The organism is Segatella copri, from assembly GCF_019249765.2.
In the GTDB taxonomy this organism is placed as follows: domain Bacteria; phylum Bacteroidota; class Bacteroidia; order Bacteroidales; family Bacteroidaceae; genus Prevotella; species Prevotella copri_K.
The window spans coordinates 2,008,069-2,031,477 of the sequence record NZ_CP152484.1; the positions used below are offsets into that span (position 1 = coordinate 2,008,069).

A 23,409-nucleotide genomic window follows, 5' to 3' on the forward strand; every position below is an offset into this window, starting at 1 on the left:
TGTATGATCATTTATTTGTTAGAATGTGACGTTTGTACCTATGGTAACCATGCGTTGCAATGGATATCCAAGAATACCATTAGAGTTGATCAAGTAGCCATCGTCATTGTAAGAAGAACCGATTTCCGGATCACAAACCTTCATCTTATCAATAGTGAAGAGGTTGTTTCCATTGATATATACACGGAACTTCTCGATACCGATCTTTTGAGTGATACTCTTAGGTATGGTATAGCCCAATTCGATAGACTTCAAGCGAAGGAAGGCTGCATTACGTAACCACCAGTCGGAAGCTACACCATTCCAAGTGTCCCCATATGTCTGCTTGATAAAGGCCTTTGGCCATCGAGCTTTCATATTTTCCTCAGGGGTATTATCTGCACGCCAACGTCCCTCATAGAAGTCTGTAATCATATTCATGGTTGGCTGAACAAGTTGCACAGCTTCAGCTTGACCTTGGAAGAAAACATTCAGGTCGATACCCTTCCAACTACCATTCAATGTCAATCCGTATAGGATTTTAGGTGTAGCCGACTTATTGATTCGAACAGCGTCATCCCATGTAATTTTACCATCGCCATTGGTATCCTGGTAAATCAGGTCTCCAGGCTTGGCATTATCTAGGTGAGGAGTGTTATCCACCTGCTCCTGAGTCTGATAGATGCCCAAAGCATGATAAAGTATAAGTCCATCAATAGGATGGTTGGTTGTACGCTGCCAGTCTGGGGTACTAGCTGCCTCATCCATATATTTCACCTTATTTTCGGCATAAGTAAAGTTACCAGTAACACTCCACTCGAAATCACCCTTGCGATCACGATAGGTAGCCACAAGTTCGATACCAGAGTTATTCACCTTGCCCAAGTTTTCATCTGGCAATACTAATCCAGAATATGATGGAATAGAAGCATTGCGTCTAATCAAGATATCACGACGGCGAGACTGGAACCAGTCGATATCCAATGAGAATTTGTTATTAAGGAATGTAGAGCTAATACCTAAGTTGAGCGTATTGGCAGTTTCCCAAGTTACCAATGGATTGGCTGTTCGTGTCAGATAGAATCCTTTGTTAATGGATCCTTTCTCTCCTGCTCCGAAGTAAGCACCAGTTTGTGTAAACTGATAAGTTGAAAGGTACTGATACTTAGAGATATTATCATTACCCATCTGTCCCCAAGAACCACGAATCTTCAAGAAATCCACAACATTCTTCAATGGTTTGAAGAATGGCTCGTCAGAAATAACCCAACCTGCAGAGAATGAAGGGAATGTACCCCAACGATGACCTGGAGCAAAATTCATTGAACCATCCACACGTACCGTAGCCTCGAAAAGATACTTATCCATATACGAGTAATTTATACGGCCAAAGTAATTCATACGAGTGGTAAGGTCAGAATATCCACCATTATCCTTATCAGCAGGCACATCACTACCTGCAAAAATATCCATCAACTTATTTGAGAGGAAGTTTGTACGATAAGCATTAATGGTGTGATACTTATACTTGCTCTGCTCATAAGCCACGAAAGCCCTCACCTTATGCTTTTCAGCAAAGGTTCGGTTATAACCCAAGCGACCGTTTAATGTAATAGTATAGTAGTAAGAACTCCAATCGTTCAGACTTATTTTACTAGTATCATTACGGCGATTGTTATACTCTTGCTTGGCATTATCGTATTCGTAGAGATCGTAAGGCTGATTTATTTGTTTACCATTCTGCTGAGTATAGTCTAAACCAGCATATCCTTCCGCATACAAACCTTTAGTAATCAAGTCAAGGTCAACATGCAACTTTGGCTTAGCATTAAAGATCAAATTCTTGGAGTTGTTGGAACCAGGAGCACTCGACACCATGACTGCAGCATTATTAGTCAGTCCATCATAACCCGTACGTGGAAGTCCATTAGGGAAATAAGGTGCACTACCGGGGAAGGTACTCATCAAATAAGTAAAGAGATACGGGGTAGAATAAATACCACGCTTACGCTCCTCCTGACGGAAATTCAAGTCAAGACTTAGCTTTACACTCTTATTCAGCTTTGCATCCAAATTAGAAGCAAACTGATACTGCTTATAACCATGATCAGAATTCTTATAAATAGCATTCTGATTCATATATTGGGTTGAGAGATAATAGTTTACCTTGTCCGAACCACCTGAGATAGAAAGACTATGTTCTGTTTTGGTAGTCCAATCCTTTGCCACTTCGCCCCACCAGTCTGTACTTGGATAGTTGACAGGATCATCACCTGTACGATAATGTTCCAAGGCCTCTGGAGAATAAGTAAGACCGGCCTGACCATGACGCTCATCGGCATCATATTCATTCACATAGTTAGCATACTGATACGAGTTAAGCATCTTAGGAATGCGAGTAGGCTGAGTAAAAGTAAGGCTACCATTATATTGTACGCGAGTACGTCCACTGCTACCACGCTTGGTTGTTACCAAGATAACACCATTAGCTGCACGTGCACCATAAATGGCAGCAGAAGCATCCTTCAACACAGAAATACTCTCTATGTCCTCAGGATTCAAACGGCTAAAACTACGACCAGCAACACCATCCACCACGATAAGCGGTGAGGTATCACCCAGAGTTCCCTTACCACGTATGAGAATAGAAGCCTCATCGGCACCTGGTTCACCACTACGGTTGTTGGCTATGATACCAGCAGTCTTTCCAGCCAAAGTATTAGCCACATTTGTAGCTGCCACTTTCTGGAGATCATCACCCGAAATCTGGGAAACAGAACCTGTAAGGGTTGCTTTTTTCTGTGTACCATAACCCACGACTACAAGCTCATCCAAGAGTTTATTGTCTGACTGAAGTATAATCTTACCACCCTTAGCAGTAGTAACGCTCTTATATCCAATATAGGATATAACTACGGGAACCTTACCACCTTTTTTTAATTGCAGAACATAGTTACCATCTAAATTGGTAACCGTTCCATTAGAAGAACCCTGTTCTACGACGCTGGCACCTATAATAGGTTCACCATGTTCATCTACTACCACACCTTTAATGGTGGAACTATTCTGTTGAACAATTTGAACAGAAAGGCTTGATGAGGTCACACTTGCTGCTAAAGTAGGTAATGTACTTCCGCAGGCAAGGACCAAACACGCGATGGCTTTTACATAAGCTTGACTATGTACAAAGCCTGAAATGTTTTGTGTCTGTCTCATTTCTATTGTTTGTTAGGTTGATAATTGTTTTTTAAAAATTTCGATTGCAAAGTAACATAATATTTATCATATCATGCCACAAAATCGTCCAAAAGAGTGAAAATATCGTCTAATTTTGGTATTTTAGACGATATTTTCGTCTTTTAGCCTATATTTCTATTCAGAAATTGCCTGTAACGGCTTATTATTTATTATTTCATCGCCTTCTTCAGTTTTCCCACAGCGGCATGAATCATGTCGTGAGTTCCACTTCCGTCGGTCACGTATTTCTGAACCATTCTGCCATAACTGATGGCATCCTTTAGTTCTGCGCTGGTATTTTCATCCGGCCAACCGGCACGGCGAAGCAGACCGGAGAGTTCTCTGAGATCTTCCATCTCTGCAAGATTGCCAGGGCGCATCGTGTTGATGGCACGGTTCAGGATGGCAGTAGTACCTTCCAGTTCATCCTGGGTTACCTTCTTCTTACCCTTTTCCACCAGTTCCTGTGCCTGAGCCATCACCTTCTGCATGCGCTCATAGCCGAATGGTGCCCATGGAGCATACTCCGGAACCTTCTGCGAGAGGGCATTCCACTTCTCCTGGTCTGACTTACGCTCTGCGGCAAGATTCAGGAGAGAATTCAGTTCGGTGAAATCTATCTTCACCTTCTTGCTCTTCTTGCTCTTGGCATCGGTCAGGTTGATGCGGTAGTAGTGGGTACTGTTGGCGTTGCGGTAATAATCGGGTTGGAATTCCTTGCCATCCAGCTTCAGGGTAAGGAGATTGGCTCCTGCACCTGTTGTCACGCCGTTCGATTCGCCCACGGTAATATTACTCAATCGGGAGTCGATGTTCAGCGTAGCCTGATTCCAGGTCTGTGCGCCTGTGCCCGCCATCACCAATGGTCCGTACATCAGGGTTCCTACCCAGGATGTCTTCAGCGGAGTACCGTCCAGACTTGCCACATCGCTCGAAAGCTTGTCGGCACCATATTCGATATGCTTGCTGAACGGCATGTCGAGTTCTACGACATCTCCCACCTTCCAGTGCTTCTGCTCCAGTTCTACATAGGTGCTAGGCTGATAGCTCTTTGCCACTTCCTTGCCGTTCACCTTGATGGAGAAACCTTGAGTAGCCCAGTATGGTACACGGAGTTTCAGGGTGAAATCGCCCTCGCCTTCCGTAATCTTGATGGCTGAATGCTGTGCCGGCCATAGGCAATCCTGCTTGATGGTCACGCCCTTCTCCTTCCAGTGGAGGGTGGTTGGCATATAGAGACCTACCCAGAGGGTATGATCGTTGGCAAAATAAGCCGACTGCTGGTACTTGGTATGGTTTTCAGAACCTGTACCGCCACAGCAGGTGCTCTGAGGAGTCTCGTTGCCGAACGGCTTGGTGGCATTCAATCCTACCGCATACTGATAGCAGGTCTGATACTGGTCTGGATTGAGGGAACCGATAATCTGATTGTACAGCGTGCGCTCGATATAGTCGAGATACTGCGCATTATCAGGGTTATAACAGTTCAAATCCTTGCTCAACTTGACGAGGTTATACGCGCAGCAGGTTTCGTTGATATCCGGATAAGCCTCCGATTCGCCTTCCTGCAGTCCATTGGTTGCCATACTCAGAATCTGGGTATATGGCTGGCGGAACATCTCTCCATTTCCTACACCACCCATCGCATACATGTATCTCCCCTGCACCAGTCTCCAGAAGTTCTCAGCCAGATTGTAATAGTATGGCTTCTGATTGCTTTTGTAACTGCGCAGCGCTCCGATAATCATCGGAATATGCTGGTTGGCATGGCGGGTGCGGATATCATCGATGTTCTTGCTCAGCGGATCATAGAACTTAGGTGCGTCGAAACAATTGGCAGCCTCGAGGAGCTTTGCCTTTTCATCCGGATTGGAAACCATCTCGGAAAGTCGGGAGAGCGATTCGCTCATACCTCCCACCTCACCGGCGATGTACATGTCCCACATCTCGTAGCGGTTGCCCGGCTTGGCTCTACGCTCATCCTGGGTGCCGTCCTGCTTTACGTAAGTGCGGTAGTGCATACGGTTCCATACCCAAAGTCCCATATCCTTGGCGATGAGGAGAGCCTTGTCGCAGATTTCCTTATCATCAAAATAGGTTGCGATGTCTATCAGACCGGCAAGTTGCTTGTGTACGCTGTAATAAGGAGCCCAAACCCAATCGGAGTTGTTGTAAGCACGATACATTTCAATCAGAGCACAATGCTGAGCTGGAATGGCGTTGATATAGCCGTAGCCATAAAGTTCAGGGTGCTTCTTATACTCATCAAAAGCATCCCAGGTGCCCTTCATCTCTCTGAGTTCAGCCTCAGGAGCGAAATCACGAGCCTCCCAGTTGCGCTTCAGATCCTTATTATATACGAAGGTCTTCTCCTGACACTCTCGCAACTCATTCACCATACGGGTGATGTTCTTGCGGAGGATTGCCTTCTGTTCAGGATTGGTTGCCACGGCGTATGCCTGTGCAATTGCCGACATATAGTGACCAGATCCATGACCCTTGAGCTTGGTGTCTGGCGAATCCCAGCCATCACTCTTGGTATACCCTTCGGTACTGAGTCCGTAGGTATCGCGATAGTTGTAGAGTTGTTGGGTAACATCCCAGGAACAGATCTCACGGATAGCCTCATCACGGTTGTGGGTGAGTCGGTTGTCACCATCTATGCTCACATCAGCGAGTGAGAAGGTATGAGCCACTTCCTTTTCTGGAGTCTGATAGCCTTCAGCCACCACTTTGATTTGTGCCTTGACAGGATAACCATTGTCGGTAGTCTCATCACCAATCACAAAACCACCTATCTCATATTGGCTCCCGGCAGGATGTTTGTGCGCATCAGCCTCAGCCTGCTCATCAGCAAGCGGAGCGTTAGCCCAGCGTACCTGTCGATACTCTGAATAACCATCAGAATAGGTTACCCATACGAGATTAGGAAGTCGGGGAGCTGTGCCCACCGGACAATCCACTGATATTGCCTCCACCTTTGAGATAGTGCGATAAACCGTGGCTGCTGTTGTCATTCCAGGCAAACAAGCTACTCCTATTAATAATGTGAACTGCTTTAAATCCATATCTTCTAGGTTTATTATTGTTTCGTTTATTTTTCTGGCTGCAAAATAACAGAAAAAATCAACGAAGTCCTAAAATTATCGTACATAAAGATGCAACTATCGTCTAACAGGGGGCTTTTGATACGATATTTTCATCATTTTGGACTTTCTTTGCATTACATAAACAATTCTATTCGTAAATTTGCAGCAGAAATAAAAACTTGTGGTAATCCGGTAATACAGGCATTGCCACCAAGCGAACAACAAAACAGACAAAACAACAATAAACCTAGAAAGTTATGGTTAAGAAACTCTTTTTCATCGCCACCTTATTATATATAGGGGCAACAGTATCGGCAGAGAACTATCTGGTGAAATCACCAGATGGTAAAATCGTAGCAGAACTCAACACCAACAAGTCTCTCTCTCTTCAATTTAAATACAATGGCTCCATTCTTTTACAGGAGTCTTTAATAGGTGTAACGCTGAACGATGGAATGGACATGGGTAAGAATCCGAAGGTAGCAAGCCACAAGCTTAGCAACCATAAGGAAACCATCCATGCGCCATTCTATCGTCAGCAAAACTTTGAAACAGCTTATCAGGAACTGAATCTGAAACTGAAGAATGGTTTCGGCATCATCCTGAGAGCTTACGATGAGGGAGTGGCTTACCGGTTCTATACCCAGCGAAAAGGCAAGACCATCATCCTGAATGAAACCGCCGCCTACCAGTTTGGCAAGGACAAGAAGGCATGGTTGCCATACACTACGACTCCAGAAAAGCCTTTTGCCATGGCTTTCCAGAATATCTATCACGAAACACGGCTCGATACCGCTAAGCAGGATTTGGCTTTTCTCCCGGCAACCATAGATTGCGGAAAGGCGAAAGTCACTATCCTGGAGAGCGACCTGGAGAAGTATCCGGGCATGTGGCTGAAGGCTAACAGCAACGAACAAGATAAAGAGAAGGGAATCCTGAGAGCCGCCTTTGCTCCCTACCCTAAGGAGATGGCTTACTACCCTTGGCGACACATGAGCCACGTAAAGAGCACCTGCGATTACATCGCAACCAGCAACGGCAAACGCAATTATCCTTGGCGCATCTTCGCCATCACAGAGCACGATACCCAGATGCCAACCAACAATCTGGTGTACGCCCTGGCTGCTCCCAACAAGATAGGCGATACTTCCTGGATCAAACCGGGTAAGGTGGCTTGGGACTGGTGGAACGACTGGAATCTGAAAGGTGTAGATTTCAAGGCAGGCATCAATTTCGATACTTACAAATATTACATAGATTTTGCTCATAATCACGGCTTGGAATACATCATCCTTGATGAAGGATGGTACAACTCGAAAGAGGGAAGCATTCTGAAACCAATAGACGATATCCAGTTGCCTAAACTCATAGAATATGGTAAGAGCAAGGGCGTGGATATCGTGCTTTGGGCAGTATTCAACGTGATGGACGAGAACCTGGAAACCATCTGCAAGACCTATGCTGATATGGGCATCAAGGGATTCAAGGTGGATTTTATGGACCGCGACGACCAGACTGCCATCGAAATGGTGGAACGCCTGGCTGCCTGCACAGCCAAGCATCATCTCATCCTCGACCTGCACGGCATCTACAAGCCACACGGTTTGAACCGCACCTACCCCAACATCCTCAACTACGAGAGTGTTTTTGGTATGGAAGAGTGCCGCTGGACGGAAGCCAAGAATGATATGCCGCTCTATGATGTCACCTTCCCATACATCAGAATGATGGCAGGACAGGTGGATTTCACACCGGGAGCGATGAGAAACGGAACCCGAGACAACTGGAAGGCTATCTATACCAAACCGATTTCGATGGGTACCCGATGCCACCAGGCAGCCTGCTACATCGTACAGGACAGTCCGTTTACAATGCTCGCCGACACTCCTACCAACTACGAGGCGGATGAGCCATACACCCGATATATCGCTTCATTGCCAGTAGTCTTCGACAAGACCATCGTGCCACAGGGAGAAATCGGAAAGTATATCGTTACTGCCCGAAAGAAGGGCAACAACTGGTATATAGGCGGTCAGAGTAACTGGGATGAGCGCACGCTCACCCTGAAGTTTGACTTCCTCACAGATGGCGATTACGAGGCTATCGTATTGAAAGACGGTATCAATGCCAACCATGATGCCGAGGATTACAAGATAGAGAAATCCGTCATCAATCAGAAATCAGAATTGAAGATCCATCTTGCTTCAGGCGGTGGATTCGTCATTAAACTTATTAAGAAATAAATATTTAGAAAAGATGTTCATATGGTTAGTAAAAATATAATTGTAACATTGTTAGTAACTACAGCTGCGGCAGCGCCTGAGACAGGTGCTGCCCAGAAAGCTGCCTACAACACTCCGGGAGCAGGCAACCCTATCCTGCCTGGTTATTTTGCCGACCCAACCATCAAGAAGTTTGGTGATACCTATTATATATATGCTACTACTGACGGTAGCGGAGCCGGTTTCGGACCGGCACAGCTCTGGTGCAGCAAGGATTTCAAGAACTGGACCCTGATGCCGATGAACTGGCCAGACAGCCACTGGATATGGGCTCCCGACGTGATGAAGAACGAAGCCGACGGCAAGTATTACTATCTCTACTGCCAGCCTTGCAAGCTCCATCTGGGTGTGGGCGATACACCTCGCGGTCCTTGGAAGAATGTGCTGGGCGAGAGCGAAGCCGTGCTCGTACCGGATAGATTCGTAAAGAATGCCATCACCCTGGATGGTCAGACCTTCCGCGATGATGACGGTTCGGTCTATATGTATTGGGGAACCTGGGGCATCTACAAGGGCTTCGGTTGCGGAGCAGGTAAGCTGAATCCTGATATGAAGTCGTTCAGCGAAACCAAGCTCATCCCGAACACTGAGGTTACTCACTTCTTCGAAGCTCCTTTCGTCTTCAAGCGCAACGGCATCTACTACTTCCTCTACTCCTGCGAGCATTGCGAGGATGCCAGCTACCGCGTAGATTACGCCACAGCCAAGAGTCCGCTCGGTCCTTATACCTACCATGGCACTATCCTCAAGACCAATGCCGACGGAACCGTTCATGGTCCGGGACACAACAGCGTGCTCCAGGAAGGCGACAACTACTACATCGTATATCATCGCCACGACAATCCGCACTCCAACCGTGGATTCCATCGTCAGGTGGCTATCGATAAACTCGAATTCAATGCCGACGGTACCATCAAGGAGGTTATCCCAACCCACGAAGGTCTCGATCTGAAACCGGAGATGAAGGTGGCTAAGAACCTAGCCTTCGGTGCCAAGGTTACCGCCTCTTCCTATTACGATAACGATTTCCGTCCGGAATATGCGGTAGATGACAACAACGGAACACTCTGGCGCCCTCGCACCACCGGACCAGCCTGGATCCAGATTGACCTGGGCAAAAAGCAGAGCATCAAGAGCATCTGGACTCAGTTTGAATACGGAACCCAGTTCTATCAGTATCTCATCGAGACATCGAATGACGGCAAGCACTGGCAGACCTTCTCCGACAAGCGACAGAACCGTTTGGCTGGTTCACCGATGGTAGATTTCGGAAATGTCAAGGCACAGTACATCCGCCTCACCTATACCGGCGGACAGAAGAACGGTTTCGGTGGCGCCATCTGGAACATCAAGGTTTACGGTTCCGTAGAAGATTCAGCCCCACAGCAGTGGCTCGGTCTGACAGCAGCCGACTTCGATGGCACAACCTGGCATAACAACGAGGGAATGCTTGCCGGCAAGTTTTCGCTTCTTCAGGGCACCGCCCTCAGAGAGCGCATGGCTGGCAAAGATGCCATCACCCTGCAACCGGGCACCCAGCTGGTGATGACTCATCCGCAGCTCGGCAAGACACGCAAGCATACCCTCACCGCCCAAGCTTTCGACAACGGAAGCTGGCATCAGATAGATGAAAACGATCCTCGACTGAATCTTTCTGAAGGAAAACTGGTAATTAGTACAGGCGAAAAACAATTAACCCTCACCAATCTCCGTTATTATAACTGGGAACAGGAGGTGGCAGAAAAGGCTTTCGATGCCCAGAGCAACATCGTGCGTGAGGCTGTAGCCGATAAGAACAGTCAGGGACTGGTGGTAGATATCAGCGCCGATTACTACAACGAGGGCGATACTGTGCCTTACATCAAGAACGGCAGTCCACTGGATGTTCATCTCAAGGGCGAGTTCGAGACACAGCACGATACAGCAGCCATCATCAAGACCATAGAGGGCAAGAAGGCATTCGCCTTTACCGGCAAGGAGAGTTACAGAAGCAACTTCATGCTCCCTGCCACTATCCGCGACAACGCTCCATACACCATCGAGGCATGGATTCTGAATCCGGAGATTGCCGAGAATGAATGCGTAGCCGATTTCACCTCTTCTCACGATGAACTGGAAAAGCTGATGCTGGTAAACGGCACCGAACCACGCTGCGGTGTGATGAACCACTACGGATGGTACGAGGATGCCGGCTACAAGGAGATGAAGACCCTGGAAGGCAAGTGGCAGCACGTATATGTCTGCTTCGATGGCAGAATCGAGAGCATCTACATCAACGACAAACTCGTCAGTCAGAAGGATATCCAGCTCCTCGTCAAGCCATCGCAGTTTATGCTTCTGGGCAAGAACGCCGAAGAGGCATGGCCTTTCTCAGGCTACCTGCACTCATTGAAACTCTGGGATGAATACATCCCTTACAAAAAATAAACAAAATAAACTAGCAATACATGAAGAAAATTTTGATGACATCAGCCTTGGCAGCATTGGCATTGATGCCTGCTTCGGCACAGAAGGTGAACAAGAGCTCGGGTGGTTATCCAATCACTCCGGTGCCTTTCACATCAGTAAAGGTTTGGAACAATACGTTCTGGGGACAGCGTATCGAAACCTCTCGCAAGGTAACCATCCCGCTGGCGTTCAGCAAGTGCGAATCAGAGGGAAGATACAAGAACTTTGAGCGCGCCGCTCATCCAAGCGACACCTATGATGTAGGCAAACTGATGCCCTACAGTTTCGACGATACCGACCCATACAAGACCATCGAGGGTGCCAGCTACGTACTCCAGACCTACCCTGACAAGAAACTCAAGGCATATATCGACAGCGTGCTCGACATCATTGCTCCTGCCCAGGAGGCTGACGGTTACCTCTATACCGCCCGTACACAGAACCCGAAACATCCTCATTTCTGGGCTGGCGACAAGCGCTGGAGCATGGAGGAGGACTTGAGCCATGAGCTTTACAACCTTGGACACATGGTTGAGGGTGCCGTGGCTCACTGGCAGGCTACAGGCAGCCGCAAGTTCCTCGACATCGCTATACGCTATGCCGACTGTGTGGTTCGCGAGGTTGGTCCTAACCCAGGACAGGCTTGTGTGGTACCGGGACATCAGATTGCCGAAATGGCACTCTGCAAACTCTATCTCGCTACAGGCAACAAGAAATATCTCGAAGAGGCTAAGTTCTTCCTCGACTATCGTGGCAAGACATCTATCAAACAGGAATATTCTCAGAGCCACAAACCGGTTTTGGAGCAGGACGAGGCTGTAGGTCATGCCGTACGTGCTACCTATATGTATGCAGGTATGGCAGATGTAGCAGCCCTCACCGGTGATACTGCCTATATCCACGCCATCGACCGCATCTGGGACAACATCGTAAGCAAGAAACTCTACATCACCGGAGGTATAGGAGCCACCAACAACGGCGAGGCTTTCGGAAAGAACTACGAGTTGCCTAACATGAGTGCCTACTGCGAAACCTGCGCAGCTATCGGCAATGTTTATGTCAACTACCGTCTCTTCCTCCTCCATGGCGAGAGTAAGTATTACGATGTATTGGAGCGCACCCTCTACAATGGTCTCATCAGTGGTGTGAGTATGGACGGCGGCGGCTTCTTCTACCCTAACCCATTGGAGAGTATGGGTCAGCACCAGCGTCAGGCTTGGTTCGGCTGTGCCTGCTGCCCTAGCAACATCTGCCGCTTCCTGCCATCCCTCCCGGGCTATGTATATGCAGTAAAGGATAAGAATGTATATGTCAACCTCTTCCTCAGCAACTCTTCTTCTCTGAAAGTAGCCGGCAAGAAGGTTTCCCTGAGCCAGGATACACAGTACCCTTGGAACGGAGATATCGCCATCAAGGTGGATGACAACAAGGCAGGTCAGTTCGGTATGAAGATCCGCATCCCGGGCTGGGTAAAGGGTCAGCCTGTTCCATCTGACCTTTACTACTACAGCGACGGCAAGCGTCTGGGCTATACCATCACCGTAAACGGAAAGAAGGTAGAGGCTAAGGTAACAGAGGATGGCTATTATACCATCAACCGCAAGTGGAAGAAGGGCGATGTGGTTCGCGTTCACTTCGATATGGAGGCACGCACCGTACGTGCCAACAACAAGGTAGAGGCCGACCGTGGCTGCATCAGCATCGAGCGTGGTCCTATCGTATATTGTGCAGAGTGGCCAGACAACCAGGGCTTCGATATCATGAGCATCCTGGAGAACCGCGAACCTCAGTTCGCTGAGGGCAAGCTCTCGTACGATGGCTTCATCGACCCTAAATATAAGAATGTACTGACACTCTACAAGGGTCAGAACATGGAGACCTTGACTGAGAACGTGCAGACTCTCGCCTACGACAAGAGTGGCAAGCTGAGCACCAAGGACCAGACCCTGACCCTCATCCCATACTTCGCCTGGGCTCATCGTGGTAACGGCAACATGAAGGTATGGTTACCACAGGATGTCAAGGCTGCCAAGCCATCAGCTCCTGCAACTCTCGCAGCTCAGGCTAAGGTAGAATTCTCTTCTCCTGTGCCAGCCAAGAGCAGTATCACCGACGGACTGGTTCCTGCCGATGAGAACGACCGTTCTATCCCATACATCCACTGGTGGCCAAAGAAGAACACCACAGAGTGGATTACCTACACCTTCCCTGAGAGCAAGGAGATCAAGACCAGCACCGTATATTGGTACGACGACCAGCCTTGGGGCGGTTGCAAGGTGCCAGACAGCTGGAAGCTCTACTATCAGGACGAGGCTGGTAACTGGAAGGAAGTTCCTGGAGCCGATGCTTATCCATGCAAGCGTGGTGTAGCCTGCATCGTGAATTTCGACCCAGTGAAGACCAAGGCTGTGAAACTCGAGTTGAAGCAGCCAGAAACCCACTCTTGCGGTTTGTTTGAGTGGAGCGTGAAGTAACAAGACATATTTTTGAATATTTTCCTTCCAAGAATTGCCATATTGCCATACCAGCCAGTAATCTCTCTGATTACAAAGCTGTTATGGGTATGGCAATTCTTTTTTCTTTAGGGATTATCTGCCATATATTGCCAATTACTCAAAACCTTTTGAGTTACTCTCAAACTCTGCAATCCATTCCTTCACCTTGGCTTGCAGTAAAGCCTTGTCTGGCAAATACAATTGATACGCAGAAGCATATACATGAGAGTCTTTTGGCAATGTTAACTCTACAAGTGCATCGTTCTTACTCTCACAAAGCAAAATGCCGATGGTTGGTTTCTCGAAGTCTTGCTTCACATAGCGGTCATAATAGTTGACATACATCTGCATCTGTCCAAGGTCTTGATGAGAAAGCTTATCTGTTTTCAAATCAATAAGGACATAGCATTGCAACAATCTATTATAGAAGACCAAATCTACATAATAATTGTCTTCATCAAAGGTGAAACGCTTCTGGCGTGCCTCGAAGAGGAAGCCTTTGCCTAATTCGAGTAGGAACTGTTGCATCTTGCTGATAATGGCATTCTCCAACTTCGACTCAGAGTAAGCGGCATCTGGCTTCAAGCCCAAGAACTCCAAGGTCAAAGGACTTTTGATAACATCAGAAGGTTTCTCTACAGTTTGACCTTCCTTTGCTAAACGCATCACCTCATCCTTGTCACGGCTCAAAACCAATCGCTCATAGAGGCAACTGCCTACTTGACGACTCAGCTGTCTTTTTGACCATTGCTGTTGGACGCACTCTATCTCATAGAAAGAACGAGCGTCTGGATTTTCCACTCGCATCAGAATCAAATAATGACTCCAAGAAAGTTTAAACGTCTGATTATCACTATCTTTTGAATTTGCTAACCACTGGTTAGCATTTTTGTTTTCAAAAGGGAAACCAGTGGTTGACCTTTTTGCATATACAATATAGAATTGCCTAATATTGCGGAGATTTGGATATGACCAACCTGCCCCAAAACGAACAGTCAAACTCTTTGACAATTCTTGCAAGACTTGCTTTCCATATTGCGCTCGAACATTCCCTTCCTGTTCATACTCCACTATATACTTGCCTATATAATACTTGGTATAGACCTCAGCAGTATTGACCGAAGTCTTCACGTAAGTCCTTGCCTGTTCTATTAGACCAGACACCTTATCAAGTAAATCTTCAATATTATCCGAAATCTTTGTTATTTCGTTTGCCATAATTCTGTATTATTATCAGATTTTGGGGACACGTCCCCAAAATTTCTATTTCAAATAAGTGAGACAATGTCTCACCTTTTTATATCAATCTGAATTTGTGGGACAGCGTCCCACATTTTACAATTCATCTACCTTCACATCTATTCCCAAGATACGCTGTATCGTCCTTTAGCAATGCATTGACACTATCCTTTGACCATCCCTTGCCTGTGATGGCTTCTCGTTGATATAGCGGAACTTGACATCCTCTTCTGTTAATTCTTTGCTTATGCCCATATTCAAATAATATTTTATTATCGGAAGTTCTACAACATACTTGCTAAGATATCTTTTATCTTATCTTGTTTTGTTTCATAAATTCACTGAATTTAGCTGCAAATATACATTAATTTTTGCGATAATCATTATAAATTAAACTATTTTATGTAAATTATCCCAATATAGCGATTGTTATTTCGTGTAGTTATTCTCTCTTTGCAGCAGAGAAGAGTTGTTTGACAGCAAACGTATGCATATTGCAGAAATTGGGACTGTTGCCCAATCATTACCTCTACCGAGGTAAAAGATTCATAAATAGCTCATTTTAAGCTATTCAGGAGATTTTAGCGTATTTTTTTGAGAAAAACACAGAAAGTATTGAGCAAAAAAGCATTTTTTCGGTTCAATGCTTGGGGATTTCAATCTTTTTTCGTAACTTCGCCATCGATGCGGAAGAAATTACGTCCCGATGTAGCATCTGATACATCGCGACGTAACAATAACTGCGTCACGACGCAGCAACAGATACGTCGCGACGCAGTTTCAGATACATCCTGGCTTAGCAAGTAATGCTTTCCGAAATCCAAGTGAGCCTCTTTTGCCCCCCAAATGAGTCTCTTTTGAAATCCAAGTGAGCCTCTTTTGAACTCCAAGTAAGCCCTACTCAAACATTACGTAAGCCTCACTCGAAAAAGAAATAACTTTAATAACAGGACAGATGAAAATAACAGTCATCAGAACCAACCGGCAACACCAGCTTTGCGTTACCAACAGAAGTATCGGACACCTTTTGGAGCGTATGCTCAAAGATGATTCCAAGTTTACCATCCAGAAATTCAGAGATATGGTTCCTTCCATGAATTTCGGTTACGATGGGTATAAAGACATGCCCACCTGGCACCGGGTATACCCTGCCGCCGAGTTTCTGAAAGATGAAAACGGGAATCTCAGGATGAAGGCATTCAACGGTCTCTTGCTCCTATCGTTCAGGAACATACTGAAACCTGAAGACGTCCAACTCGTGAAGAAACAAGCTGCCTTCCTCCCCTCCACCCTCATCGCCGTGACCGGAGCCGATGGCAGAAGCGTGGAAATACTGGTGAAATTCACCGATGAAAAGGGTGAACTGCCTACAGATGAAGAACATGCCGACCGACTCTACCAAAGTGCCTACCGACACATTCTGCCCATCTACCAGTCTGTCATCCATGCCGAGATAGCCAGCCAAAAGCCTTCGATAAGAAGCTATTTTCTCCTTACGCTCGATAACCTGCCTTATTATAATCCTCAGGCTGTCGCCTTGAAAGTAGACGAGAAACTGATGCTTCAGGAACCAACCCCATCCATACCTGAGGCTAAAAGCGACCCGACTGACAAGAAAGAAAAAGGCATGAAAGGCTCGAAAGAGAACATCGAGAAGATGATGAAATATCTGAATGAGAAGTATGACCTGAGATACAACATGGTGATGAAATATACCGAATATGTACCGAAGGACAAGGAATGGATTGGATTTCAAGCCGTGGAACCGAGAGTACAGAAGAGTCTGACACTAGAAGTGCAACTGGCAGGTATCAACGTCAGCATCAAGGACGTTAGAAATTTTCTGGAATCCAATTTCATCAAGAACTATAATCCCGTAGAGGAATTTCTGTTCACCTGTTATGACAACTGGGACGGCAAGGACCATATACGTGCCTTGGCACGTACCGTGCCTACCAACAACCCGCACTGGGAAGACTGGTTCTACACCTGGTTTCTAGCCATGGTGGAGCAATGGCACAACCGCACCGGCAGACAGTATGGCAACAGCGTGGCTCCCCTGCTCATTTCAAAACAGGGCTACAACAAGAGTACTTTTTGCCGCCGTCTGATTCCACCCCAGCTGCAATGGGGCTACACCGATAATCTGATTCTCTCGGAGAAGAGACAGGTGTTGCAGGCTATGAGCCAGTGCCTACTCATCAATCTGGATGAATTCAACCAGATTTCAGCCAAGGTACAACAGGGATTCCTGAAAAATCTCATCCAGTTGCCAAACGTGAAATACAAGCCCCCCTATGGCGGCCATGTACAGGAGTTTCCCCGCACCGCCTCCTTCATCGCCACAAGCAATATGGACGACATCCTGACCGATCCTTCCGGCAACCGCCGATTCATCGGTATCGAACTGACGGGTCCTATTGATGTAAGTGTGCGCCCCAACTATCAGCAACTCTTTGCCCAAGCAGAAAAGGCAATCTGGAATGGAGAAAAGACCTATTTTGATGCAGAACAGACGGCTCTCATCATGGAGAACAACAGGCGATACCAGCAAATAGATCCAGTCATGCAATGCTTCAGCGAGAGTTTTACGCCAACAGAAGACGAAAATGAGGGTACTTTCATGACTGCCGCCGCCATTTTTAGCGAGTTAAAGGCGAAATATGGGGCATCATTGGAAGCAAAAAGCCTTCTTTCGTTCGGTCGATGCCTAAAGAACATCGATGGGCTAAAGAGGAAAAGAACGATGAAAGGTACTGAGTATCTGGTTATTAGGCAAAAACAGCATTAAATTCTCACTATAACAATATATGGCAATTCCCGGCGCTTTTCCGAGAATTGCCATACGTACTTTTACGCTGAGTATCAACCATTTGCACATACAATATGGCAATATGGCAATTTAAACAACGCATTCAAACTTTTTTTATTTTCTGAGACCACTTTAAAAAGAGGCATATTTTAAATTCAGCATGACCAGTGTGGTCATTCTGAGTGAAACATAGCAATCGGCTCCGCTGGTGAATATCTTTCGAGAAATCGCCTTGAAAGAGCCGAAAGCTTCTCTGATAGGCCCGAAAAGAGCAAATATCGATCTTTGTCATCCTTTAGTAATTTTATTCACAGAAGTGCATTCTTACTCATCTATAGTATCGTCAATTAGTTATATCGTGTTAAAGAATCAACCAACATGACTTCTTTTTCGAAATAAATCATTATATTTGCATTAAAATCAATAAATTGATGGAATGGAAGATTTCGTATTTGCCAATACAGGTACCAATGTGTCCGTGCTATTCTTTGACGACTCAAAGAAAAGGGTTACAGTCTTTCAGCCGGTCAATATTTTGACATCAAGATAGACTATGTTGACATCACGGAAGAGGAATTCAATAAGCGAATGACTGATTACAAGAATACATTGGCAGAGCAATTCGAGGAAAGCCATCGCTTAGAGAATGAGATTATGCGACAGCTTAACAGCATCAACTTTAATGATAACGCAAAAAAGGAATAACAAGATGAGTAACGAAATACAATTTTTACTGTATAGTATGCCTGACTCTGAAGGCAAGGTACAGGTGGTTATCAAGAACGAGACGATTTGGTGTACACAAAAAGCTATGGCACAGCTATTTGGTGTTGGTGTACCAGCTATCAGTAAGCACTTGAAGAATATTTTTGAGGAAGGGGAATTGGATAAAGAAGTGGTTGTTTCCAAAATGGAAATAACCACTCAGCATGGAGCCATGGCCAATAAGTCGCAGACACATAGTGTGGACTTCTATCACCTCGATGCCATCATTGCGGTTGGCTATCGTGTTTCTTCATTAAAGGCTACTCGCTTCCGCCAATGGGCAACAAAGATTCTCAACGAATATATCACCAAGGGATTTGCTATGGACGATGAGCGATTGAAGCAAGGCACGGCAGTGTTCGGAAAGGACTATTTCCGTGAGTTACTCGAACGTGTACGCTCTATTCGAGCAAGCGAACGCCGTATCTGGCAGCAAATAACAGATATTTATGCAGAATGTAGTACCGACTATGACAAGAACTCGCCAACCACACGCGAATTCTATGCAATGGTTCAAAACCGCTTCCATTATGCTATCACTGGACATACAGCAGCAGAGATTATATACTCCAAGGCTGACCATACTAAGGACCACATGGGACTTACCACTTGGAAAAATGCACCAGATGGTCGTGTTCTAAAATCGGATGTAAGCATCGCCAAGAACTATCTGCAAGAGAAAGAAATCCGCCAATTAGAACGTGCCGTCACAGGTTTCTTCGACTATATCGAGGATCTTATTGAGCGTGAAAACACGTTTAATATGCAGCAGTTCTCGGCAAGCGTAAATGAATTCCTCTCTTTCCGACGCTACCAAATTTTACCAGACAAAGGTAAAATTTCTGCGGAACAAGCCAAGAGGAAAGCGGAACAAGAATACGAAATTTTCAATAAGACCCAACGTATTGACTCTGACTTCGACCAGGAAATAAGAGGATTGTTGGGAGATGAGTAGAGGCAACAATAACAATATATGGCAATTCCCGGCGCTTTTCCGAGAATTGCCATACGTACTTTTACGCTGAGTATCAACCATTTGCACATACAATATGGCAATATGGCAATTAAAACAACGCATTCAAACTTTTTTTATTTTTTCTTCACCAGTCTAATGACATATCCAGACCAAAGGCACCATACGGCAAGTATTCCCATCACGAAGATAAATATATATGTAGCAATACTACCTATGAAGATTCTACCGCTATGAGCCTCCAGAGCCACATTCCATAATGACATGGGCAGTTGGTTCATATAAGCGGGTTGTGGCGCAAAGTCGGTTCCTTCATTATACTCAGCAATGACAGGCGTATCAGAGAAATCCTGGCTCATACCTGCTATCGCCTTTTTTCCGAATGGTGCGCCAGCGTTCTTTAAAGCAGCTTTCCCGGTAGAATAATCAACGGTTGTCCCCTTTACTCTATCCCAAACAAAGAGACCACTAAACGAACCGCAATACCATTTACCATCTTTGTTTTGCTGAAGGACATTCAATCCCATAACACTGACTGGTGGAGTATTGGAGATGGACTCCAACTTTCCTGTCTGGAAATTCACGGAAAAGAAACCATCCGAAGTTGACAAGAGCCAGTCACCGAACTTTTCATCATAACGCACCACACGGAGTTTGTCATTCCAAGGGTTCTTGCTATGAAGCGTCGTCCCAGGAATAGACGGCATCTTGTTCAACACCAAAGCTATCATCACAGGTGGACGAAGGCACCAACCTGTCAGGGCTATCAATAAAGTAAGCATGATGGTATATCGGCCTATTTTGTCATGCCATTGTAGCGAAAAGCGAAGCAACCTCTTCTGTTTAGGCTTTAACCAGAAGATAAGACCTGAGATGCAGAGCAACACCAGGATGATGGCAATGCCATCTACGATGAGTTTACCTATGCTGCCAAACAACTCTCCACTGTGAAGCAGCCATATCGTACGAAAGACTGTAACCTTCCCATCATACTCCTTTGGCATAGGCAATTCTATCCGTTGGAAGTTCTGATAAGGTGGCAAGGAAACATAAGCATAGGAGCGGCTGAGAACCAAAAGCGTATCTCCATGAGCAGAAATGTCGCTCAACTTCTCTTCCGGCTCTGTCGGAAGAGTTACGCTTTTCCATATTTTGTGACTCCCCAACCGGTAAAGTGAAAATGGAGATACCGACCAGACAGAACCATCATCCGTTCTGATAACATTTCTTATCTGTCGGCAGTCTGCTCCTGCTGGAATCCCCTTATTAAAGTCCCTGAATGTGGATACTGTAGAATCCGTTTGGCAGATTCCCCCGTTTCCATACAGCAATATGGCATCATCCAAAGCAAGCGTTCCCCTCAGCAACCCGCCATTCCAATTCTTAAATTCATAGCGGCTTGGCAGATATTTCCTGCTCACGTCCACATCTTTGATAAGCGAACGGTGGTTGAGCAGAATACCCGACAAGCAGAACATCAGTATGAAAAAACTCATACCGATGCCTAACCATTTATGTTGTTTTCTCCAAGTTATTTTCTTATTTAGCATATTCATAATCATTATTACTATCTTGAATCAGGCTGCAAAGGTACATATTTCTAAGAAGGTATGCAATACCTAAAAATAATGAAAATGAGGATGCTGGCAGTTTTTTCCCTAAAAATATTTGGTAATTTCAAATTTTCGCCTTATCTTTGCACCCAATATCAGAAAATTCTCGGGGTTGACTGGATTTGACGGCGAGATGAAATGGTACGTAAGCATGCGGAGGCTCGTTGGCTACCTCCTAAATCCTAGTGAACAAAAAATTAATTGGCGAAAATAACTACGCTCTCGCTGCCTAGTCGAAGTATAGTAAACTAGCTTTATTCCAGCACAGGGTGCTGGAACGAGACATCGCTCAACGGATGTTGTTCCGAATCTTGTTGATCAAGCGGTGCAGGTAAATCGGAAATAGTTCATGTACGCCTCGTTGCATGGATGAAATTTTAGAGGATAAGGGTATGATTGGTGGTCCAGGTCCTGTCATGCCTCGAAAACCGAAGGCTGGAATAAGCATGTAGAAAGCGTATGGTTTCCTTGTGCGGACGAGGGTTCGAATCCCTCCAGCTCCACCCTATTTGACAGAAACAAAAAACTCGCAGATTCTTTCTTTAGAATTTGCGAGTTTTTATTTTGCTGTTATTGTTTTCTCAAACTTTCACGATACTTCAGAGGTGACATGTGCAGATGCTCTCTTACATATTTACCGAAGAATGAGGTATTGGAGAAGCCCAGTATACCTGAAATCTCCTTGATTGTTTTCGTTGTAGAACGGAGATAATAGGTGATATCAGCAAGCGTATACTCCGTAATCCACTCGATGGCTGTCTTGCCGGAATGGCGCTTGCAGATAATGGAGAGATATTTTGGCGTGATGCAAAGCTGCTGCGCAAAATATTCTACAGGCTGATGCTTGATTTCGCTCTGCTGCAACATCTCCAGAAACTTATCAAAGAAATCGCTGGCACTGGTTCCCAAAGTTTCTTTCGGGAGATCTGTCAGCAAAAGATTGCTCACGGCAAGGAGAGCACTCTTCAAGAGCGTCTCCACAATCTCACGGCGATAAGGTTTCCATGAACTGCGGTCGTTGAACTTCGGATCCAGACAGAGGCGCACCAAGTCGGTAAACTTAGAATAGAATACCATATCCACCTCGTTCATCTTCAACACCGAAACCTTGCTCACATACATGGCACGGTTCCATACCGAGATATGAGAACGAAGAATACCAAGCAAGCCGTGATTGCTGACACACATGGCTGTGCATGCAAAATCTTCCGACACCTCTTTGATGTCGAGAATTGAGTTAGGCGGACTGATAAATATATCGCCCTTCTCCACGGTGAATTCCCGCCCGTTGAGTTCAGCTCTCAGGCTGCCTCTCTGACAGGATGCAATCATGTTCATCTGGAATCTCATAGGATCGGGGTTCTGCAACACCTTGACATTATCTATAATCAAGATGTCCTCATCCAGATAGCTCGCACTGATTTCTGCACTCTGTGCGAACTCACCTTCTTCGATACGCTGCCTGACGTCCTTCTGTTCTTTCATTAATATGATTTTTTTAATTTCTTCACTCTTCGTTCTTCACTCTTCCCTATCAAAAAGCCTCTCTGTATTTGTTTTCGTCCTTATCCTCCAACATAGAGAGATAACTCTGATAGCGGCTAGCTGCAATATAATGTTCCTCAACCGCCTTGATTACCGCGCACCCCGGTTCGTGGGTATGGGTACAGTCAGAGAACTTACAATCCTGAGAGAACTTGAAGATTTCCTTAAAATAGCTGGTCAGCTCTTCCTTTTCGATATCAAAGGTACCAAAACCCTTGATGCCCGGAGTATCAATGAGATAACCACCTTCCGGCAGTTCCAGCATCTCACTGAAGGTTGTGGTATGCATTCCGCTATTATGCGCCTCGCTGATTTCGGCGGTACGCTGCTCTGCATCAGGAATGAGCTGGTTGATGAGGGTTGACTTTCCTACCCCGCTGTTGCCGCTCAACAAAGATTTCTTATCCTTGATAAGAGGTCGCAACAGTTCAACACCTTCGCCTGTAGCTGCCGACAATTCGATACATTTATATCCGATGGTTTCATAGAGCGTACACATCATCTTCTCGTAATGCAATTCTTCTTCTGAAAGTATGTCACTTTTATTGAAGATGATGATAACAGGCACTCTGTAGGCCTCAGCGCCAGCAAGGAATCGGTCGATGAAGGTAGTAGATGTCTGCGGATAATTCACCGTTACCACAAGCAGCGCCTGGTCTACATTAGCAGCCAGAATATGACTCTGCTTACTGAGGTTAGGTGATTTACGAATGATATAGTTTTGGCGGTCTTCGATAGAAGAGATAAATGCCGTACCCTCCTGATTGGTAATAAGCTGCACATAATCGCCTACAGCCACAGGATTGGTGCTGCGGATGCCCTTCAATCTGAAATTGCCCTTGATTTTACTTTCAATCAGCTGGCCATCGTCTGTCTTGACGGTGTACCAGCTGCCTGTATTTTTAATAACGAGTCCTCTCATTATCACTTAT

The 23,409-nt window shown here is 45.8% G+C and carries 11 protein-coding genes, 1 other RNA gene and 1 pseudogene; 7 read left to right on the plus strand and 6 right to left on the minus strand.

Annotation, left to right across the window (positions count from 1 at the left end):
• Positions 1 to 18: 18 nt before the first annotated feature.
• Together KUA46_RS08810 and KUA46_RS08815 are read right to left on the minus strand one after the other, a co-directional pair.
• Entirely contained in the window at positions 19 to 3,195 is a 3,177-nt protein-coding gene (locus KUA46_RS08810; protein WP_218486908.1) for a SusC/RagA family TonB-linked outer membrane protein, read from the minus strand.
• Positions 3,196 to 3,386: 191 nt separating this feature from the next.
• The gene (locus KUA46_RS08815) at positions 3,387 to 6,233 is read right to left on the minus strand and encodes a beta-L-arabinofuranosidase domain-containing protein (RefSeq protein ID WP_256625022.1); all 2,847 of its coding nucleotides are present in this window, start codon (positions 6,231 to 6,233) and stop codon (positions 3,387 to 3,389) included.
• Positions 6,234 to 6,562: 329 nt separating this feature from the next.
• Between KUA46_RS08815 and KUA46_RS08820 the strand changes: the two genes are divergently transcribed.
• From KUA46_RS08820 to KUA46_RS08830, 3 genes are read left to right on the plus strand one after another with little or no spacing between them, the layout of a single operon-like run.
• Positions 6,563 to 8,548 (plus strand): glycoside hydrolase family 97 protein, encoded by a 1,986-nt coding sequence (locus KUA46_RS08820; protein ID WP_218486906.1) that lies wholly within the window; start codon positions 6,563 to 6,565, stop codon positions 8,546 to 8,548.
• Positions 8,549 to 8,569: 21 nt separating this feature from the next.
• Positions 8,570 to 11,014 (plus strand): family 43 glycosylhydrolase, encoded by a 2,445-nt coding sequence (locus KUA46_RS08825; protein WP_218486905.1) that lies wholly within the window; start codon positions 8,570 to 8,572, stop codon positions 11,012 to 11,014.
• Between the two features lie 20 nt (positions 11,015 to 11,034).
• Positions 11,035 to 13,509 (plus strand): glycoside hydrolase family 127 protein, encoded by a 2,475-nt coding sequence (locus tag KUA46_RS08830; protein ID WP_218486904.1) that lies wholly within the window; start codon positions 11,035 to 11,037, stop codon positions 13,507 to 13,509.
• A 135-nt stretch (positions 13,510 to 13,644) separates the two neighbouring features.
• Here KUA46_RS08830 and KUA46_RS08835 read toward each other — a convergent pair whose 3' ends face one another.
• A complete protein-coding gene (locus tag KUA46_RS08835) occupies positions 13,645 to 14,748 on the minus strand; it encodes a PDDEXK nuclease domain-containing protein (protein WP_218486903.1) in 1,104 nt (367 codons plus the stop codon).
• 976 nt (positions 14,749 to 15,724) lie between these two features.
• Here KUA46_RS08835 and KUA46_RS08840 point away from each other — a divergent pair.
• From KUA46_RS08840 to KUA46_RS08850, 3 genes and pseudogenes are all read left to right on the plus strand, one after another.
• Positions 15,725 to 17,560 (plus strand): VapE domain-containing protein, encoded by a 1,836-nt coding sequence (locus KUA46_RS08840; protein ID WP_256625015.1) that lies wholly within the window; start codon positions 15,725 to 15,727, stop codon positions 17,558 to 17,560.
• Positions 17,561 to 18,076: 516 nt separating this feature from the next.
• A pseudogene (locus KUA46_RS08845) lies at positions 18,077 to 18,286 on the plus strand (SAM-dependent DNA methyltransferase); the annotation flags it as partial.
• Between the two features lie 4 nt (positions 18,287 to 18,290).
• Positions 18,291 to 19,301 carry a virulence RhuM family protein gene (locus tag KUA46_RS08850; protein WP_040552966.1) on the plus strand — a complete coding sequence of 337 codons (1,011 nt, stop codon included), beginning with the start codon at positions 18,291 to 18,293 and terminating at the stop codon, positions 19,299 to 19,301.
• Between the two features lie 134 nt (positions 19,302 to 19,435).
• Here the strand turns inward: KUA46_RS08850 and KUA46_RS08855 are convergent, their stop codons facing one another.
• A complete protein-coding gene (locus KUA46_RS08855; RefSeq protein WP_218486902.1) occupies positions 19,436 to 20,881 on the minus strand; it encodes a PepSY domain-containing protein in 1,446 nt (481 codons plus the stop codon).
• Between the two features lie 159 nt (positions 20,882 to 21,040).
• Here KUA46_RS08855 and ssrA point away from each other — a divergent pair.
• Positions 21,041 to 21,438, plus strand: a transfer-messenger RNA (tmRNA) gene (ssrA, locus tag KUA46_RS08860).
• 64 nt (positions 21,439 to 21,502) lie between these two features.
• Here ssrA and KUA46_RS08865 read toward each other — a convergent pair.
• Both KUA46_RS08865 and rsgA read right to left on the minus strand, forming a co-directional pair.
• On the minus strand, positions 21,503 to 22,417 hold the full coding sequence (locus KUA46_RS08865; protein WP_022121437.1) for a helix-turn-helix domain-containing protein: 915 nt from the start codon (positions 22,415 to 22,417) through the stop codon (positions 21,503 to 21,505).
• 49 nt (positions 22,418 to 22,466) lie between these two features.
• Complete coding sequence (gene rsgA / locus KUA46_RS08870; RefSeq protein WP_006847160.1) at positions 22,467 to 23,399, minus strand: ribosome small subunit-dependent GTPase A; 933 nt, start codon at positions 23,397 to 23,399, stop codon at positions 22,467 to 22,469.
• Positions 23,400 to 23,409: the final 10 nt, after the last annotated feature.

Excerpts from the sequence above, each read along its gene's own strand:
- KUA46_RS08835 (WP_218486903.1), bottom strand. The coding sequence starts at position 14,748 with ATGGCAAACGAAATAACAAAGATTTCGGATAATATTGAAGATTTACTT.
- KUA46_RS08865 (WP_022121437.1), bottom strand. The coding sequence starts at position 22,417 with ATGAAAGAACAGAAGGACGTCAGGCAGCGTATCGAAGAAGGTGAGTTC.
- KUA46_RS08810 (WP_218486908.1), bottom strand. The coding sequence starts at position 3,195 with ATGAGACAGACACAAAACATTTCAGGCTTTGTACATAGTCAAGCTTAT.
- KUA46_RS08815 (WP_256625022.1), bottom strand. The coding sequence starts at position 6,233 with ATGACAACAGCAGCCACGGTTTATCGCACTATCTCAAAGGTGGAGGCA.
- KUA46_RS08855 (WP_218486902.1), bottom strand. The coding sequence starts at position 20,881 with ATGATTATGAATATGCTAAATAAGAAAATAACTTGGAGAAAACAACAT.
- KUA46_RS08850 (WP_040552966.1), top strand. The coding sequence starts at position 18,291 with ATGAGTAACGAAATACAATTTTTACTGTATAGTATGCCTGACTCTGAA.
- KUA46_RS08825 (WP_218486905.1), top strand. The coding sequence starts at position 8,570 with ATGGTTAGTAAAAATATAATTGTAACATTGTTAGTAACTACAGCTGCG.
- KUA46_RS08840 (WP_256625015.1), top strand. The coding sequence starts at position 15,725 with ATGAAAATAACAGTCATCAGAACCAACCGGCAACACCAGCTTTGCGTT.
- rsgA (WP_006847160.1), bottom strand. The coding sequence starts at position 23,399 with ATGAGAGGACTCGTTATTAAAAATACAGGCAGCTGGTACACCGTCAAG.
- KUA46_RS08820 (WP_218486906.1), top strand. The coding sequence starts at position 6,563 with ATGGTTAAGAAACTCTTTTTCATCGCCACCTTATTATATATAGGGGCA.
- KUA46_RS08830 (WP_218486904.1), top strand. The coding sequence starts at position 11,035 with ATGAAGAAAATTTTGATGACATCAGCCTTGGCAGCATTGGCATTGATG.